General features: G+C 39.2%; 17 protein-coding genes and 1 pseudogene. 9 read left to right on the plus strand and 9 right to left on the minus strand.

Going from position 1 to position 18237, the window contains the following annotated elements:
- Positions 1-50: 50 nt before the first annotated feature.
- Positions 51-662 (minus strand): undecaprenyl-diphosphate phosphatase, encoded by a 612-nt coding sequence (gene ybjG, locus AACU98_RS17075; RefSeq protein ID WP_004247606.1) that lies wholly within the window; start codon positions 660-662, stop codon positions 51-53.
- Between the two features lie 238 nt (positions 663-900).
- On the opposite strand from ybjG, the gene AACU98_RS17080 reads away from it, so the two are divergent.
- Positions 901-1326, plus strand: coding sequence for a secondary thiamine-phosphate synthase enzyme YjbQ (locus tag AACU98_RS17080; RefSeq protein WP_161735260.1), 426 nt, complete (start codon positions 901-903; stop codon positions 1324-1326).
- A gap of 266 nt (positions 1327-1592) precedes the next feature.
- Here AACU98_RS17080 and AACU98_RS17085 read toward each other — a convergent pair whose 3' ends face one another.
- On the minus strand, positions 1593-1856 hold the full coding sequence (locus AACU98_RS17085) for a GrxA family glutaredoxin (protein ID WP_004244541.1): 264 nt from the start codon (positions 1854-1856) through the stop codon (positions 1593-1595).
- A 170-nt stretch (positions 1857-2026) separates the two neighbouring features.
- Here AACU98_RS17085 and AACU98_RS17090 point away from each other — a divergent pair, with 170 nt between their 5' ends.
- The 3 genes and pseudogenes from AACU98_RS17090 to rlmC all read left to right on the plus strand — a co-directional run bounded on the left by AACU98_RS17090 (position 2027) and on the right by rlmC (position 4164).
- On the plus strand, positions 2027-2329 hold the full coding sequence (locus AACU98_RS17090) for a YbjC family protein (RefSeq protein WP_004247610.1): 303 nt from the start codon (positions 2027-2029) through the stop codon (positions 2327-2329).
- A gap of 170 nt (positions 2330-2499) precedes the next feature.
- Complete coding sequence (locus AACU98_RS17095) at positions 2500-3003, plus strand: YbjN domain-containing protein (RefSeq protein WP_004244546.1); 504 nt, start codon at positions 2500-2502, stop codon at positions 3001-3003.
- A gap of 28 nt (positions 3004-3031) precedes the next feature.
- Positions 3032-4164 (plus strand): annotated as a pseudogene (gene rlmC, locus AACU98_RS17100) (23S rRNA (uracil(747)-C(5))-methyltransferase RlmC).
- A gap of 142 nt (positions 4165-4306) precedes the next feature.
- Here rlmC and artM read toward each other — a convergent pair.
- The 6 genes from artM to AACU98_RS17130 all read right to left on the minus strand — a co-directional run bounded on the left by artM (position 4307) and on the right by AACU98_RS17130 (position 9711).
- A complete protein-coding gene (gene artM / locus AACU98_RS17105) occupies positions 4307-4975 on the minus strand; it encodes an arginine ABC transporter permease ArtM (protein ID WP_012367697.1) in 669 nt (222 codons plus the stop codon).
- Positions 4975-5679, minus strand: a complete 705-nt coding sequence (gene artQ, locus AACU98_RS17110; RefSeq protein ID WP_004244549.1) for an arginine ABC transporter permease ArtQ — start codon at positions 5677-5679, stop codon at positions 4975-4977. The genes artM and artQ overlap by 1 nt, the downstream gene beginning before the upstream one ends.
- A 30-nt stretch (positions 5680-5709) precedes the next feature.
- A complete protein-coding gene (gene artJ, locus AACU98_RS17115; RefSeq protein ID WP_004244550.1) occupies positions 5710-6444 on the minus strand; it encodes an arginine ABC transporter substrate-binding protein in 735 nt (244 codons plus the stop codon).
- A gap of 14 nt (positions 6445-6458) precedes the next feature.
- Positions 6459-7187 carry an arginine ABC transporter ATP-binding protein ArtP gene (gene artP, locus AACU98_RS17120; RefSeq protein ID WP_012367698.1) on the minus strand — a complete coding sequence of 243 codons (729 nt, stop codon included), beginning with the start codon at positions 7185-7187 and terminating at the stop codon, positions 6459-6461.
- Between the two features lie 106 nt (positions 7188-7293).
- Positions 7294-8757: a DUF2867 domain-containing protein gene (locus AACU98_RS17125; RefSeq protein WP_049201250.1), complete on the minus strand. Its 1464-nt coding sequence runs from the start codon at positions 8755-8757 to the stop codon at positions 7294-7296.
- A gap of 51 nt (positions 8758-8808) precedes the next feature.
- Complete coding sequence (locus tag AACU98_RS17130; RefSeq protein WP_004244553.1) at positions 8809-9711, minus strand: lysine exporter LysO family protein; 903 nt, start codon at positions 9709-9711, stop codon at positions 8809-8811.
- Between the two features lie 345 nt (positions 9712-10056).
- Between AACU98_RS17130 and AACU98_RS17135 the strand changes: the two genes are divergently transcribed.
- The 3 genes from AACU98_RS17135 (at position 10057) to macB (ending at position 14924) form a co-directional block, all read left to right on the plus strand.
- A complete protein-coding gene (locus AACU98_RS17135) occupies positions 10057-11730 on the plus strand; it encodes an ATP-dependent nuclease (protein ID WP_004244554.1) in 1674 nt (557 codons plus the stop codon).
- A gap of 141 nt (positions 11731-11871) precedes the next feature.
- The gene (macA, locus tag AACU98_RS17140) at positions 11872-12981 is read left to right on the plus strand and encodes a macrolide transporter subunit MacA (protein WP_017827731.1); all 1110 of its coding nucleotides are present in this window, start codon (positions 11872-11874) and stop codon (positions 12979-12981) included.
- Entirely contained in the window at positions 12981-14924 is a 1944-nt protein-coding gene (gene macB / locus AACU98_RS17145; protein ID WP_017628445.1) for a macrolide ABC transporter ATP-binding protein/permease MacB, read from the plus strand. The genes macA and macB overlap by 1 nt, the downstream gene beginning before the upstream one ends.
- Positions 14925-15086: 162 nt before the next feature.
- Here macB and cspD read toward each other — a convergent pair whose 3' ends face one another.
- Complete coding sequence (cspD, locus tag AACU98_RS17150) at positions 15087-15296, minus strand: cold shock domain-containing protein CspD (RefSeq protein ID WP_004244557.1); 210 nt, start codon at positions 15294-15296, stop codon at positions 15087-15089.
- A gap of 289 nt (positions 15297-15585) precedes the next feature.
- On the opposite strand from cspD, the gene clpS reads away from it, so the two are divergent.
- Together clpS and clpA are read left to right on the plus strand one after the other, a co-directional pair.
- A complete protein-coding gene (gene clpS / locus AACU98_RS17155) occupies positions 15586-15900 on the plus strand; it encodes an ATP-dependent Clp protease adapter ClpS (RefSeq protein WP_004244558.1) in 315 nt (104 codons plus the stop codon).
- Positions 15901-15930: 30 nt separating this feature from the next.
- Positions 15931-18225, plus strand: coding sequence for an ATP-dependent Clp protease ATP-binding subunit ClpA (clpA, locus tag AACU98_RS17160; protein WP_036894527.1), 2295 nt, complete (start codon positions 15931-15933; stop codon positions 18223-18225).
- Positions 18226-18237: the final 12 nt, after the last annotated feature.

Here is an 18237-nt window from a genome sequence, read left to right on the forward strand (position 1 = left end):
GACCACATTAATACTGTGGCCTTTTGCGGTTGTTTCTTATCCTAATAGGATTAAGCTTTTGTCCAACCTTTGCGAATAGGATATGCAAAGCAGAGTTGATAGAGCTGGTGGATCGCTTTTTGTAACTTTTTCCCGCCTTGTGACCAAAGTATTTGGCTTAATGCACAAGAGAGGAGAGCAACAATAAATGCACCAACCATATCTATTGGCCAATGGACGCCAAGATAAATACGAGCCCAAGCAATCGCAAGACCTAAAATCAGCATCAGCATGCCAATACGTTTACTGTTATGCCAAAAAAGATAAGCCAGTGCGATAGTAAATACGAAAGTACCATGATTACTAGGGAAGGAAGGCGTTGCCTCATGATCAAGGAAGTTATAACCGATATTGGCAGCAAAAGGGCGATCATGGGGAGCTATCATACCGATAAACCAAGAGATAGAGAGGGCAATAATCAGAGCGACCCCAGCCTTACAAGCTAAAGTCCTTTGCTGATCAATATGTTTTTCATTTCCCCATAGCCAATAGAAAGCTAAAGACAGAGGGAACAAGTAAACTAAGTATTTAGCAATAAAGATCGCGACATTAATCTCTAAAGGGGAGGCCGAAGGGGTTGCATTCATCAATGAAAATACGGCTAAATTGAGTTGTTCCAGCAAAGTAAGCTCCATATATATCGTGCTGATAGGCAATGTTTATGGTACATAATCAGTCAATCCCACAAGGTTAAATGAGGCTGTGCGCAGGGTAAAGAGTAATTTTCTTATTTAATTGTGCTTTTTTTCAAGAATTGTCAGTTTTTTTTCGCTGACTGACTGAATTAACTAAAAAAACACTTTACCCTTGAGTTACTACACTTTTTCTATTTATCACCCATATGTTTAAAGGTATTAATCAATGTGGTTTCAAAAAGAGATTTTACTTCAAGCAAAACCGAGAGGATTTCATTTAATCACACAGGCACTGTTGCAAGAATTACCCGAACTCAGACAATACAAAATAGGTATTGCTCATTTTTTTATTCAACATACTTCTGCGTCATTAACCATTAATGAAAACGCCGATCCGACTGTACGCAGTGATTTTGAAAGTTTCTTTAATCGCTGTGTGAAAGAGCATGAAGCTTATTATCTTCACACTTATGAAGGCAGTGATGATATGCCAGCCCATCTTAAAAGTAGTTTACTTGGTCAGAGTGTGTCGGTGCCTATTTGCCAAGGGAAATTAAATTTAGGTACATGGCAGGGGATTTATTTAGGTGAACATAGAGATCACGGTGGGCGTCGACGTATTGTGGTGACATTACAAGGAGAGTGTTACTGAATTTTAGGCAATAAAAAACCCGACAGTTATTTCACCAAAAGGGGTTGAAACTATCGGGCTCCTCAATATTTGGGGACATCAAAGAAAAGCAGTGGCACTAATTCAGACTACGAGTTAAAAAGAAAGTTCGCCAATTAATGAAAAAAAATAGAAATATTTTTAGTAAGTGGTCTGAAAAGGGAAAAAACAACGGAGAAAGTAGTAGGTAAAAAAGAATGAAAACGCTAAAACACATTGATAAATAAAGTGTTTTAGCGTTTTAAAAATTAGTTATAGATGCCTAAATGCTCTTTCGCATAAGCTTCAAAATCTGTGCAGCCACCAATGTGTTTTTCATCAATAAAAATTTGTGGCACAGTTTCAACAGGTTTACCGACGGTTTTTGATAAGTCTGCTTTGGTAATACCTTCAGCTTGAATATCCACATAGCGGAAATCAAAGTCATCACGTTTTTCAGACAAGGTTTCAGCAAGTTGTTTAGCTCGGACACAATATGGGCAACCAGGACGACCAAAAATTACAACAAACATACGACACTCCTTATTGAGGAAAAAAATTCAGGCATAATAGTCTTTATTTGTGAATACTATGCCTTTTTATTCGAATAAACAAAAACAGTTATTGCCTTTTAGTGTAATAAATTATATCAATTTGCTGAATGATGATATAGGACGAGTGCAAGGCGATGAACGGAGACAACATGGAAAAGCCCTCTAAACGGGATATGAAAACACTATCAGATATGCCAAAGCCAATTATTATTATTGAACTAATTGGTATTGTGCTATTGGTTATCGCTTACTTATATATTAATCAATATATGACTTCACCGGAATGGTTAACAACCTATACAGGGCAATTGACCTTGGTTGTTTTAGGGGTGCTTTGTATGATCCCACCTGCAATACATATCGTTTGGCGAGCGATCTATCGTTTAACCTTCTTAGGTATTGATACTAAGGCAACTGAAAATAAAAAGAAAAAGCCACATAACGAAAAATAAATACAGTTTTATATCATGATGAGTGAAAGAGGCTAGGTGACTTAGCCTCTTTGTCACTTGACTTTATTTGTGGCGTTTTTCTATTTATTACTGCCTTCTGGTGAAAAAAAGTGGCAAAATAACGTCAATGCAGAAAAGCACTCTTATTTTTAGCGCGTAAAGGTTATTTAATGGACGCTGTTGTTACTATCGATCTGGATCAGCTGAAATCTTGGCTGGATGAATTACAGATTGCTTTCTATGAATGTGACTCTTGTCAGGCGTTACATTTACCTCATCTTCAATATATCAATGGTATTTTTGATGCTAAAATTGATGTGCTTGATGATGTGCTTGTTTTTACCGCTATTGCTGAATTAAAACCATCAGCGATAGTGCCTGTTATGGCAAATCTTAGTCAAATTAATGCAAGTTCCCTATTTATTAAGACGTTCCTAGAAATTAGCGATGAAAACTTACCGAAATTAGTTTTGAGCCAATCTTTACCTATTGCTGTGGGACTATCATTTAATCAGTTCGATCTGTTTTTACATAAGGCTGAAGAGCAGTCAGCAGAAGTGATCAGTGAGATCTTTAATAATGATTTTCTGTATGGCGAAAGACAAGAAAATGAAGAAGATGAAGATCTAGACATAACATCATCATCAACAGACTCTTCATATACTGTACATTAATTACTATCTATAACGGTCACAAAATCTTATGCAATGCGCACGCTCCAGTGCGGGTGATTGCCACTCTTGTGGGTGGCTTTCTCTTGCTTATTCCGAACAAATTAATCAAAAACAACATAATCTATTAGACTTATTGCCCAAAAACTACGCGTTTACTCAATTAGCGCCGGTAGAAAGCCAACAAGTTCAATTTCGTAATAAAGCGAAAATGGTGGTAAGTGGTAGTGTTGAAAAACCGATTTTAGGGTTACGTAAACCAGAGGGGGAAGGTGTTGATTTATGCCAATGCCCACTCTATCCCGCTTCTTTTGAACCGGTTTTCCCAATATTAAAAACCTTTATTGCCAAAGCAGGATTAGTGCCTTATAACGTGGAACGTCGTCGAGGCGAGCTAAAATTTATTTTATTAACAGAAAGTCGCCACAATCACAGCATGATGCTACGTTTTGTGTTGCGCTCAGAAAAAAAACTGGCGCAACTTCGCCAAGCATTACCATGGTTACAGGCTCAATTACCCCAATTAGCCGTTATTTCGGTGAATATCCAACCTGTCCATATGGCGATATTGGAAGGTGAGCAAGAAATTGTATTAACAGAGAAAACCTTTTTAGATGAATATTTTAATGAGATTCCGTTACATATTCGCCCGAAAGGTTTTTTTCAAACCAATCCCGATGTTGCCGCGTCACTGTATGCAACGGCAGGGCATTGGGTCAAAGAGTTGCAGATAAACCGGTTATGGGATCTCTTTTGTGGCTCAGGGGGGTTTGGCTTACATTGCGCACAAAAAACACGGAATTAACAGGCATTGAGATTAGTCCAGAAGCGATTGAATGTGCACGTTTATCCGCCAATGAATTAGGGTTAGAGCATGTAGAATTTCAAGCGCTGGACTCTACTGGTTTTGCTTTAGCAAAAGAGTCTGTTCCTGAATTAGTACTGGTTAATCCGCCACGACGAGGTATTGGCGAAACGTTATGCGACTATTTAAATAGTATGAAGCCTCGTTTTATCCTCTATTCCAGTTGTAATGCTCAAACGATGGCAAAAGATATACAACAACTTTCTCATTATCGTATCGATAGAGTACAACTGTTTGATATGTTCCCTCATACTGCTCATTATGAAGTGTTGACGCTCTTGGTTTTACAACAAAGTTAAACGCTAATTTAATCGCAATAACATGTTATTGTCGTTAACGCTTGATAATTTTAACTGCACAACTTAATAACCCCCAAAGCGGTTGTTCAACTTTGGGGGTTAATTTTAAAGCAAAAAACGTGGTGTAATGATTTAAGTAGCACTAATCACGATGTTCAAAAGCTAAGGCTTTCTTCTCAATTAATCTCATTAACAGTGTCAGTATTCCATTGATAGCTAAATAAATAATGCCTGCAGCAACAAATACCATCACATCATAATTTTGCCCAAAGACTTGTCGGCTATAGCCGGTTAGCTCAAGTAAAGTGATAGTGCTAGCAAGAGAAGTACTCTTGAAAATCAGCACCACTTCATTGGAATAAGAAGAAAGGGCGCGTTTGAAAGCATAAGGTAAGATGACATTCGCTGTTTGTAGCGGTGACATACCTAAAGCTTGGCAGGATTGCCATTGTCCAGCAGGTATCGCCCTGACTGCACCGTGGAAAAGGAGTGTTGAATAAGCCGCACTATTTAATGCTAATGTCACCATGGCGCAAAACCAAGGTGTGGATAATAATTCCCACAACAGAGGAAATTCTTTTAATGAGGGGAATTGTCCGGGTCCATAATAGATTAAGAAAAATTGTACTAACAAAGGTGTGCCAGTAAACAATGTAATATAGACTTTTACGATAGGTGAAATAACAGGGACTTTTAATGCCAAAATAAAAGTCATTAATACCGATAACGTAAAGGCGACTAAGAGCGCAACAAAAGTCAGTGATAAACTGGTCGGTAAGCCTGGTAAAATATCAACAATATAATCCCACATTATGAGGCACTCCGTTCAAATCGGGTCGTTCTCATCTCTAACCATTTCAGAATATATTGGCTGACTAATGTAATGGCTAAATAGATAAGTGCCACAATGCTATACCAAGTAAAAGGCTCTTGAGTACGATTGGCAATACTCTGGGTTTGTAGCATTAAATCATTAACGCTAATTAATGAGACTAAAGCGGTATCTTTTAAGAGCACTAACCACTGATTACCGAGTCCGGGTAACGCGTGACGCCACATTTGGGGCATGATAAAGCGGAAAAAAATGGTGATTTTTCCCATACCCAATGCCTGTCCTGCTTCCCACTGTCCGGTTGGCACGGCTTTTAATGCACCACGTAAAGTTTGTGAAGCGTAAGACGCATACAGAAGTGAAAGGGCGATAACACCACAATAGAAAGGTAAAGATTCAGTATCACCAAAGTCAAATTGTAAGGTGAAAGGACCTAATTCAATACCATCCATGAGCATCATGACACCTTGTAAGGTGCCATAATAGACAAAAAGAACCACCAGCATTTCTGGCAGTCCTCTAATTAGTGTTACCCAGCAAGTTCCTAGAAAAGCAAAGGCTTTCCACTTTGCGGATTCCCACGCAGTAAACAGCATGGCTAGAACTAATCCGATAATAAGAGCAGAAATAGCAAGTGTGACCGTAGTCACGGTCGCACCTGCTAGCGTTGTTATTTCATTCATTTATTAAGCTATTGTTGTTATTAACTATAATTATTCAAACCATTTTTTATAAATGACATCATAGGTGCCATCGGCTTTTACTTCAGATAATGCTTTGTTTAATTTATCTTGTAAATCAGCATTACCTTTTCTTACTGCAATAGCAAGGCCTGTACCAAAATAGTTAGGATCAGTGACCTTATCACCAACAATACCTAATTCAGGATTCTTTTTCAGCCATTCATTAACCACAGCGGTATCACCAAAGATAGCCTCGATACGACCATTTTTTAGGTCTAACACGGCATTTTGGTAACTGTCATAAGGCACCGTTTTCATCTCTTTATGTTGTTCATTGATGAATTTCTGATGGGTTGTTCCATTTTGGACACCAATTTGCTTGCCTTTTAAACTTGCAACATCGGAAATTTTACCTGTCACGGTGATAAAGACCGCTGAGTTGTCATAGTAAGAATCAGTAAAATCTACCTGTTTTTGACGCTCAGGCGTAATATCAATTCCCGCCATTAATGCGTCAAAACGACGGAATTTTAAGCTAGGAATTAAGCTATCAAATGATTGATTGGTAAAAGTACATTCAGCATTAATTTTTTCACACATGGCATTTGCTAAATCTACATCAAAACCAACGATTTGATTGTTTGCATCAATCATTTCAAATGGAGGATAAGTTGCCTCAGTAGCAAAACGAATAGTCTCTTTATCAGCCGCTGTTGCAGAAAGTGTAATACTGGTCAGAAGTGCTGCAAATAATATTTTTTTCATTGTCAGATCCCGATTTAGTGTGACAAGTAATTAGCAAAAGCTTCCGTTTGAGGGGCAGTGAAATGATGATTATCACCTTGCTCTATAATACGGCCGTTTTCCATATATACAACTTTGCTTGCGGCTTTACGCGCAATTTCAACTTCATGGGTCACAATAACTTGTGTGATCCCAGTTTCAGAAAGCTCTTTTATGATATCAACAACTTGAGCCGTAATTTCTGGATCAAGTGCTGCCGTTGGTTCATCAAATAACAGTACCTGAGGCTCCATCATTAATGCTCTTGCAATGGCAACACGTTGCTGTTGTCCACCGGATAAATGCAGTGGAAAACGTTGTGCATAATCACTTAAACGTAAACGCTCAAGTAATTTCATCGCTTTTTCTTTAGCTTGCGGTTTTGCCAAGCCTAAAACACGACAAGGTGCTTCAATTAAATTATCAAGAACCGTTAAGTGTGGCCATAAATTATATTGCTGAAAAACCATGCCAACATTTTGGCGTAATGTACGAATCGCTTTCGCATTCGGTTGCTGGCCAAAATCAAAATGTAGACCAGCAATGTCTAATTCACCAGAACGAGGCATTTCTAATAAGTTTAGAACCCGCATTAGAGAGCTCTTACCCGCACCACTTGGTCCTAACAGAACCATTGTTTCACCAGCAGAACATTCTAGATTAATATCATAGAGTGCTTGGTGCGAACCGTAGAAACAATTTATATTTTTTAATTGAATACTCATGCGTTTTTTTTGAATAGTCATTAACTGTTTCAAATGATAAAACGATGAGAATAATTATGCAACTAATAGTGCATAAAAAATTGCTTTTTTTACTTAAAAATGGATATTAGGACGATTGCTCGGGCTTTTTAGGTGAATTTTTATCCAATCTATAGGCGCAAGTTGAGATGGTTTGAGCCATACCTTTAAAAATAAATAAATGGGCTGGCATCATGGCAAACCAATAGAGTAAACCACTAAAACCAGCAGGATGCCACCAAGCACGGACATCTAATGAACGTAGATTACCACTATCGTGAATAGTAAAAGAGAGGCGCCCTAAACCGGGGGCTTTCATACCGAAGAGTAAAGTCAGTTGTTTTTCAGGCTCTAACTTTATTACCCGCCAACCATCAATCATATCACCTAGCGCTAGCGTTTCACGCTGAGGGCGCCCATAAGTGACTTTGTTGCCGACAAGATCATCTAATAAAGCACGCGTTTTCCATAATGCATTACCATAAAAATAACCTTGTTCACCACCAATTTGCTGAATGACATGCCAAAGTGCTGCCGCACTCGCTGGTGTTGACACTGTACATCCGGCATTTTTGGGATAATAGCCATAGCCGGGTTTCCAACGGTTACGAACTTCAGGAGAGTAACCCCAATCTTGATCATCTAAAGCCGCTTCTTCATCTGCGAGTGTTTCTCTGACTGCGTCATCAAAAGAAATTAACTTTTGTGGGATCAGTTTGCGTAAAGAGGCATCTTTAGCGGGAAGATCGTATTTAAGCCCTTGGATAAGCTCCTTGGCGATTGAAGTGGGAACTGAAGTTATTAGACTAATAAACCCAGCAGAAATAATACTGGCGGGGATAGGTAAAGGGATCAGTAATCGTTTTTTGCCGGAGATGTTAATAAAGCGCTCAAAAAGTGTTTGATAGCTAATATATTCAGGGCCACCGGCATCAAAAATGCGGTGTTGATGGGTTGGGTGATGAATAATTTCTGTTAAATAGTAAATTAAATTTTTTAACGCAATAGGGGATGATTTTGAACGCACCCAACGTGGCGGGGTTAATATCGGTAAGTTATATACCATATCTCGCATGATCTCAAAAGCGGCCGAGCCGGGGCCGACAATCATAGAGGTGCGGATTTCCGTCACAGGAATAGAGCTGGTTCTAAGTACTTCTCCCGTGAGCTTGCGGGCAACAAGATGGGGAGAGTAGGGTTGATCTTTATGTTGGAGCGCACTTAAAAAAATAATTTGTTTAACGTCACTCTCTTCTAAAGCATCTACGACGTTCAATGCCGCTTGGCGCTCTTGTTCGATAAGGTTATGGGCATCTCCCATACTGTGTACAAGGTAATACACAATATCCGTATTACGGATGACATCTCGTAATGTTTTGGGATCGTGTAAATCAACAAATACACAGCGTGTATTTTGCCACCCTTGCGACATCATCCAATCGACTCTACGAGCACCGGCGGTGACTTGATGGCCTTGTGCTATTAAGGCAGGAATAAGATTTTGTCCAATATGTCCACTGGCACCTAATACCAATACACGCTGTTGATTCATCGTTAACCCACTGTAAGAAAAGACGTAATAATACTATTGTTACAAAATTTTCTATGAAGTAAAGAACGCCATTAAGATTGGTGTGACCAAACTTAATACGAAACCATGCACAATTGCAGCAGGAACTATGGCAACCCCTCCGCTGCGTTGTAATACAGGTAGCGTAAAGTCCATAGAAGTTGAACCACAAATACCTAATGCCGTATTTCTATAACGATTAACAATAATGGGAATTAGCATGATGGCGGCTAATTCACGCATTAAGTCATTAAAGAAAGCGGTACTACCAATTACCGGGCCAAACGCATCGGTTAATACGATCCCCGATAAAGAATACCAACCATAACCAGAGGCTATCGCTAATCCCATTTTTGTGGGTAATCCGAGTAAATAAGCCGCTAATGCACCACCTGCAAGGGCACTTATTGCCATCACTATTGCAATGGTAGTACCGCGACGATTAATTAAGATCTGCTTTGGACTCATGCCACTATTACGTAATTGTAGACCAACAAGCCATAATAAAAAGATAAGTGCGCCTTGGCTGGCTTGAGATGCATAACCAAAAATTGACCATCCGGTTAAACCGACAAAAAAACCTACTACCACTACACCACAAAGTTGTAGTGATTCGAGTACCATTTTGATACGTGAAGGGGGCTTAGCTTGTTTATGTGCAGGGACATGCCAAGGATCTTTTTTATCCAGCAACCATAAAAACAGCAGATTGGCACCAAAAGTACAGATAAAGAAGACACTGGCATAGGCAAGGATAGAAAATAAATTTTCACCAATATTATCTAACATGGCTAAGCTAACCCCCATTAAAAAGAGGATCACATAGACCATTGCACTAAGTAAACGGTTAGCCAATTGAAGCAAAGGGCGATTGTTTAACTTAATCAAATACCCTATAAACAGGGGCAATAGGATAATCAATAACCCTGATAGCATTTCTATTCCTTACTGAGTGTTGTCAAAATTATAAAATAAACTAATAACGCGAATTGCATTATAACATTTGCTAATAGTTATGTGGATATAGAAACCGCGATAAGTTGAAAATTTTTATTACAGAAGAAGAGCCTAGCACGATCTGATTAATATAGCCTTAATTGTTTGAAAAATGAGCTAATTAGTTATGTGTCGAATAGTTGAGTAAATTTTATTACGCTCATGAGGAACTGTGTTTTAATAAAAATAAGTCATTAAGTAAAATTATTATCAGAAAGCGTATAAAGTTGATAGAGATGCAATAGATGAACCATAACAACTGAGTTGCGACCTGAGAGGGAATTTATGTATTTAGAAAGAGTGGAAATAGCAGGATTTCGGGGGCTTAATCGCCTTTCTCTCCCCCTTGATATGAATACGGTTTTGGTTGGCGAAAATGCATGGGGTAAAACTTCATTACTTGATGCGTTAACCTTGAGTTTGGGGATCGAAACTTATCAATATGCTTTTACAGCAGAAGATTTTCATCGTTTACCTAATGAGCCAGAAAACAGTAAAAAAAACCTACAAATTATTCTGACTTTTACCGAATCACGTCCTGGTCGTCATCGCTCGTATCGTTTTCGTAAATTAGCACCCGTATGGATAGCTAATGGGGACGCTCGTAAGCATATTTATTACCGTATTAGTGCAGAATTAGATGAGCAGCAAAATGTCAAAACCTTTCGTTATTTTCTGGATAAAGAAGGTAAACAGATCCGTTTAGCGAATGGACAGACCAAAGCGATTATTGCTGAAATTGTGCGCCTTTATCCAGTATTGCGCTTACAGGATGCGCGTTTTATACCTAATTTAACAACAGAAGTTATTGACTCTCATAATGAGCCTCATCGTGAAGCATTTAATAATAAGATGAGTGAATTAACGAAAGCATTAATTAATAACCCAGACAATTTATCAGATGAAGATTTACGTGAAGGGTTAGATGCAATGCAACAGTTATTAGGACACTATTTTGCTGATCACGGTGCGCTACTGTTTAAATCTCATTTGAAACATCGCAAAGTCAGTGAGCCACATATTCGAGGATGGCATGCACTAGAAAATATTAATAAGATTTTAGCGAAACCTAATCAGCGCAATATTCGTTTAATTATCTTAGGTATGTTCTCTTCTATTTTACAGTCACGAGGCAGTGTCGAACTTGATCCTTACGCAAGACCGATAGTGATTGTAGAAAACCCTGAAACTCGCTTACACCCTATTATGCTTTCTGTGGCATGGGGATTATTAAATCTCTTTTCTTTGCAACGCATTACGACAACCAATTCAGGGGAGTTACTCTCCTTAGCACCACTACAAAGTGTTTGTCGATTAGTACGTGATACAGATAAAGTTGCCGCTTATCGACTTGGCGACAAACAACTTCATGCAGAAGAAGAGCGTCGTATCTCTTTTCATATTCGTTATAACCGACCTTCTGCACTCTTTGCTCGTTGTTGGTTATTGGTCGAAGGGGAAACGGAAATCTGGCTAATGAACGAATTAGCCAGACAATGTAACTACTTCTTTGAATCTGAAGGGATCAAAGTCATTGAGTTTGCGCAGTGCGGACTTAAGCCACTGTTAAAGTATGCTACCTATATGGGTATAGAATGGCATACGTTGGTTGATGGCGATGAGGCGGGTAAAAAATACGCCGCCACCGTTAAAGAATTTGCCGCAAAAAGAAATGATGCGGAGCGTGACCGATTAACACGGTTGCCAGCATTAGATATGGAACACTATTTATATAAAGAAGGTTTTCGCAATGTCTATCATGAGGTTGCTGGTGTTCCTGATAATGAAAAATGGCCAGTAAGACGTGTGATCATAAAAGCGATACAACGTTCATCAAAGCCTGATCTTGCCTTAACGGTTGCTAATAATGCTGCACAACGAGGTATTGATGCTATTCCTACTTTATTAAAGGTGATGTTTTCTCGGGTAGCATGGCTTGCGAGAGGAAAAGCCAATTAAGTCATTTTTCTATGCTTCTATTTATAGGGGCATAGATATCTCATTGTGTTTTTATTATCGAAAAAGTTAAGGGTGATTTTAGGTTATTACCAACAGGACTTTATTTTTTATTTCACTCTTATTGTATAAGAAGGATATTTCATGGCTTTTTTCCTAACTAAAAAGCAAGGGAAGATTATAGCTGCTATTTTGATTTTTATTGCCATAGGCTTATTTTTTTTCTGGCCGAAAGAGCATTTACCTAGTTATCAAACACAAAAAATTACTCGTGGGGAGCTTTCCAAAGAAGTCACAGCAACGGGCAAATTAGATGCGGTACGTAAAGTCGATGTTGGTGCGCAGGTGAGTGGTCAGCTACAAACTTTATATGTAAAAGAAGGGGATGTAGTAAAAAAAGGCGATCTGCTGGCGATTATTGATCCGAAAAAAGCACAAAATGAGGTCGCGGAATCTCAAGAAACTAATAATGAACTGATGGCTAATTTACAGCAAACTAAAGCCGAATTACGTTTGGCGCAATTGACTTATCAACGTCAATTAAAGCTGATTGGCACACATGTTATAGCCCAAGAAGAGCTTGATCGCACTAAAACAGACGTTGAAGTCAAAAAAGCCCGAGTGGCGACTTATGAAGCACAAATTAGAAAAAATCAGGCAACACTGGATACCGCAAGAACTAATTTGCAATATACCCGTATTACTGCGCCGATGGATGGTGTGGTCACTTTTATCAAAACCCTTGAAGGGCAGACAGTCATTGCAGCTCAAGAAGCACCAACCATATTAACATTAGCTGATTTAGATACCATGTTAGTAAAAGCCGAAGTTTCTGAGGCAGATGTTATCTATTTAAAACCTGATCTCAAAGCCTCTTTTACTGTATTAGGAGCACCAGACAAAGCCTTCAATGGTAAGTTAAAAGATATTTTACCTACACCTGAAAAAATCAATGATGCGATTTTTTACTATGCACGTTTTGAAGTCCCCAATGAACAACATTTGTTGCGTTTACAAATGACAGCACAAGTTAAAATTCTCCTTGAGCATAAAAAAGATATTCTCTTAGTGCCATTGTCAGCATTAGGGGAAGATGTAGGCATAAATGAATATCAAGTAGAGGTTCTCGTCAATGGGCAGCCTGAAAAACGCGTAGTTAAAATCGGTATTCGTACAGATGTTTATGCAGAAGTCATTAGTGGATTAAATGAAAATGATGACGTGATCCTCGGTGAGATTGCAGGAGAGTCATAATGTCTGCATTACTAGAGCTCAACAACGTAAGCCGTTTATATACCAATGGTGAAGAAGACACGGTGGTACTGGATCAGATTTCACTGACGATTAATGCTGGGGAAATGGTCGCGATTATTGGTGCATCAGGCTCTGGGAAATCAACGCTAATGAACATATTAGGTTGCCTAGATAAGCCAAGCAGCGGTGAATATAAAGTGGCTGGGCAATGTGTGGCAGATATGGAAAGTGACCAACTGGCTGCGCTACGTCGTGAACATTTTGGCTTTATTTTTCAACGCTACCATTTGATGGCGCATTTAACTGCTGAGCAAAATGTGGAGATCCCCGCCATATATGCAGGTAAAAGTACAGAGCAAAGAAAAGAGCGCGCCCGTGCGCTATTAACTCGCCTTGGTTTAGCAGAGCGTATTCACTATCGGCCAAGTCAGCTTTCCGGAGGTCAACAGCAAAGAGTCAGTATTGCCCGCGCATTAATGAATGGCGGAGAAGTGATCCTCGCCGATGAGCCAACGGGGGCATTAGATAGCCAATCGGGTAAAGAGGTAATGGCTATCTTAAAGCAATTAAATCAACAAGGGCATACGGTGATTATTGTCACTCACGATCCATTAATTGCCCAACAAGCCGATCGTATTATTGAAATTAAAGATGGTCAAATTATTAGCGATAATAATAATCACCATTCTGCACCAGTGAAAAAGGTACCACCTGCGATCCAAACCGCCTCTTATTTTCATCAAGTCATTGGACGTTTTACGCAGGCATTAAACATGGCTTGGCGAGCAATGGTGGTGAATAAAATTCGTACCTTGCTGACAATGTTGGGGATCATTATTGGCATTGCCTCTGTTGTCACCATTATTGTTATTGGTGATGCTGCCAAAGATAGGGTCTTAGCAGATATAAAAGCGATTGGCGCCAATACCATTGATATCTATCCGGGTAAGGAGCTTGGTAGTGATTCACCAGAAGATAAACAATCCTTAACCATTCAAGATGTTGATGCGTTAAAACAGCAATCTTATATACAATCAGTGACACCACAGATTTACTTTAGCTCTCGATTACGTCGTGGTAATCAAGATGCGCCGGCAACAGTTTCTGGTGTTAACGAGGATTATTTTTCAGTGTATGCGTTGAAATTTGCACAGGGGAGCACTTTTACGCCTGATATGATCCATCGCCAAGCGCAAGTAGTCGTTATTGATGAAAATACTCGTCATCGTTTTTTCCCGAATAAGCAAGCGGTGATTGGCGAGCAAATTATTATTCGTAATATCCCTTCTACTATCATAGGTGTGGTTGCAGAGCAAAAATCCACTTTTGGTGATAATAAGTCATTACGTGTCTGGGTGCCTTACAGTACGCTAAGTAGTCGAATTTATAACCGTAGTTATTTAGATAACATCACGGTAAAAGTAAAAGAGGGCTATGATGCGAGTGTTGCTGAGCAACAAATTCTCCGCTTATTAACGATCCGACATGGTAAAAAAGATATTTTTACTTATAACATTGATAGCTTTATTAAAGCGGCTGAAAAAACCACGCAAACTATGCAACTGTTTTTAACTTTGGTGGCGGTTATTTCGCTGGTGGTAGGGGGGATCGGCGTGATGAATATCATGTTGGTTTCTGTTACAGAAAGAACCCGAGAAATTGGTATTCGTATGGCGGTAGGCGCACGAGCCAGCGATGTTATGCAACAATTTTTAATTGAGTCAGTACTGGTGTGTTTGGTGGGAGGATTATTAGGTATTAGCCTCTCATTTGCGATTGCTATGTTTGCCAGCATGATGCTACCCAATTGGCATTTTGTGTTCCAGCCCACGGCACTGATAAGTGCTTTTGCTTGCTCTACAGCAATTGGGGTTATTTTTGGTTTTTTACCAGCGAGAAATGCGGCCAAAATGAACCCTATTGATGCCTTAGCGAGAGAGTAAAATAGCGGTAGTCTATAAAAGATCAAAAGCCCTATCTTTCAAAAGATAAGGGCTTTTATTGGTATGATAATGTGAGCGTCATTTTCTGTTTAAAGTGTGAAAATGGACGAAATAAGGAGCGAGAGCGGATAAAATATTATCCACATCATACTTACTTAACCATTATTCGATAATAGGAATGATAAGATCAGCATGATCCCCTTTAGGTCCTTTTATTGTGCTATAATTAACTTTCTGACCCGCTTTCAGTGTGCGGTAGCCTTCCATTCTTATTGATGAATAATGGGCAAAAATATCTTCGCCACCTGCGGCAGGGGTAATGAAACCAAAACCCTTAGCGTTGTTAAACCACTTAACTGTACCTGTCTCCATACTTAGCTTCTCTCATATACTTGTCTTTATTTACTTAACATTACTTTCAGTATATTTACTGAGCTGTTCATAAAACATACTCTAATTAATTGTTTCAATCGTCAAGGGGGAGATGAGCAAGAAAATGTTCCGAGTAGGTGAAACTTTGATGTAGCTAACGCTTTGTTATTTATTTTGGTAGAAAAAGAGTTAATAAAAAACCGTTGATAGGCAGACTTTCCTATGAGATGGTAAACTGAATGTCATAGTGAGTCGTGACGTTTAACAAACCAATGAGTAACACATAACAATGGGTCAGTTTGATTTTTTAACAGAAACTACACTAGGGGAGAAGGTCTCTCAGTTAAATGAGCCACCTGCGATGTATAAGGTGATCTTGAATAATGATGATTACACCCCCATGGATTTTGTTGTAGAAGTATTAACAATGTATTTTTTTCTTAACGAAGAAAAAGCCACACAAATTATGTTGGACGTTCATCATAAAGGGAAGGGAGTGTGTGGTGTCTATAGTGCGGATATCGCTGAAACTAAAGTTGCACAAGTGAATCAATACGCCAGAGAGAATGGCCATCCACTTTTGTGTACACTGGAAAAAGCGTAGTCCGGTGAGTCTTTTAAGGAGGAGGTGCTTATGCTTAATCACGAATTAGAGCTTAGTCTTAACATTGCATTCGCGAAAGCCCGTGATAACAGACACGAATTTATGACTGTAGAGCACCTGTTGCTGGCGCTATTAAGTAACAAATCGGCGCGTGAAGCATTGGAAGCTTGTAAAGTCGATTTAGCAGTCTTACGCGAAGAGCTTGAAATCTTTATTCGTAAAACGACACCTATTTTACCCGAGCATGTCGATAGAGAAACACAGCCAACCTTGAGTTTCCAACGTGTATTACAACGTGCTGTGTTCCATGTGCAATCTTCAGGTAAAAATGAAGTTTCCGGTGCCAATGTGCTAGTGGCGATTTTTAGTGAGCAAGAGTCTCACGCCGCTTATCTACTACGTAAACATGATGTTAGCCGTCTTGATGTGGTTAATTTTATCTCTCATGGCATTTTAAAAGATGATCAACAAAACAGTGATGATCAGTCTGATATGGGCGATATAAATGCACAATCTCAACAAGAGATGCCACAAGGCGATGATCGCATGGATAATTTTACCACTAACTTAAACCAGTTGGCGCGTCAGGGTAAAATTGATCCACTTATCGGTCGTCAAGCGGAATTAGAAAGAACGATACAAGTCTTATGTCGTCGACGTAAAAATAACCCATTACTGGTCGGTGAATCGGGTGTCGGTAAAACGGCAATTGCAGAAGGGCTCGCATGGCGTATTGAACAAAATGATGTGCCTGATGTGATGAAAGGCTGTACGCTCTATTCCCTTGATATTGGATCTTTATTAGCAGGAACCAAATATCGTGGTGATTTCGAAAAACGCTTTAAAGCGTTATTGAAAACACTTGAAAAAGATGAAAAAAGTATCTTATTTATCGATGAAATTCATACCATCATTGGTGCTGGTGCCGCCTCTGGTGGGCAAGTTGATGCCGCTAACTTAATTAAACCACTATTATCAAGTGGTCGTATTCGTGTGATTGGTTCAACCACTTATCAAGAATTTAGTCAGATCTTTGAAAAAGATCGCGCCTTGGCTCGTCGTTTCCAAAAAATTGATGTAATTGAGCCTTCGGCAGATGAAACTGTATTAATTATTAAGGGATTGCGTCAGAAGTATGAAGCACATCACGATGTGCGTTATACCAATAAGGCCATTCAGGCAGCTGTTGATTTATCGGTTAAATACATTACTGATAGACACCTTCCTGATAAAGCCATTGATGTTATTGATGAAGCCGGTGCGAAAACCCGTTTAATTGCACCAAGTAAACGTAAAAAGACGATTAATGTCTCTGATATTGAATCGGTAGTAGCAAAAATTGCCCGTATTCCAGAAAAAACGGTTTCTAGCAGTGATAAGTCAATGCTAAAAAATCTGGATAACCAATTAAAAATGTTGGTGTTCGGTCAAGATCAAGCTATTCATGCCTTGGCTGAATCTATCAAAATGAGCCGAGCAGGTTTAGGGCAAGAGAATAAGCCGGTTGGCTCTTTCTTATTCGCCGGACCAACTGGGGTGGGTAAAACAGAAGTAACGGTCCAGTTGGCGAAAGCGCTTAATATTAAGCTACTGCGCTTTGATATGTCTGAATATATGGAACGACATACGGTAAGCCGTTTAATAGGGGCACCTCCTGGTTATGTTGGTTTTGATCAAGGTGGATTACTCACAGATGCGGTGATTAAAAACCCTTATTCTGTAGTGTTACTTGATGAGATTGAAAAAGCACATCCTGATGTGTTTAACATTCTGCTACAAGTGATGGATAACGGAACACTTACTGATAATAATGGCCGTAAAGCTGATTTTCGTAATGTGATTTTGGTGATGACAACCAATGCGGGTGTTCATGAAACGCAACGTAAATCGATAGGGTTTACTGAACAAGATCATAGCACTGATGCCATGGTTGAAATCAAAAAAGCGTTTTCCCCAGAGTTTCGTAACCGTTTAGATAGCATTATTTGGTTTAATGCGCTATCAGCCGATATTATTGCTATGGTGGTCGATAAATTTATTGTCGAGTTACAAGCTCAATTGGATGATAAAGGGGTATCGCTAGAGGTAAGTCAAGAAGCTCGCCAATGGTTAAGTGATAAAGGTTACGATAAAGCAATGGGAGCAAGACCTATGGCTCGCGTAATTCAAGAAAATCTGAAAAAACCATTAGCCAATGAAATTCTGTTTGGCTCGTTAGTTAATGGTGGCTCGGTTTCTGTGACCTTAAATGACCAAGAAAATAAATTACAGTACCAATTTACTAGCCAAGAAAAATTGGCTAAAAAAGAAGATACCGTTATTTAATAATAGCGGTTT

The sequence above is a fragment of the Proteus sp. G4380 genome, from assembly GCF_963885725.1.
In the GTDB taxonomy this organism is placed as follows: Bacteria; Pseudomonadota; Gammaproteobacteria; order Enterobacterales; family Enterobacteriaceae; genus Proteus; species Proteus mirabilis.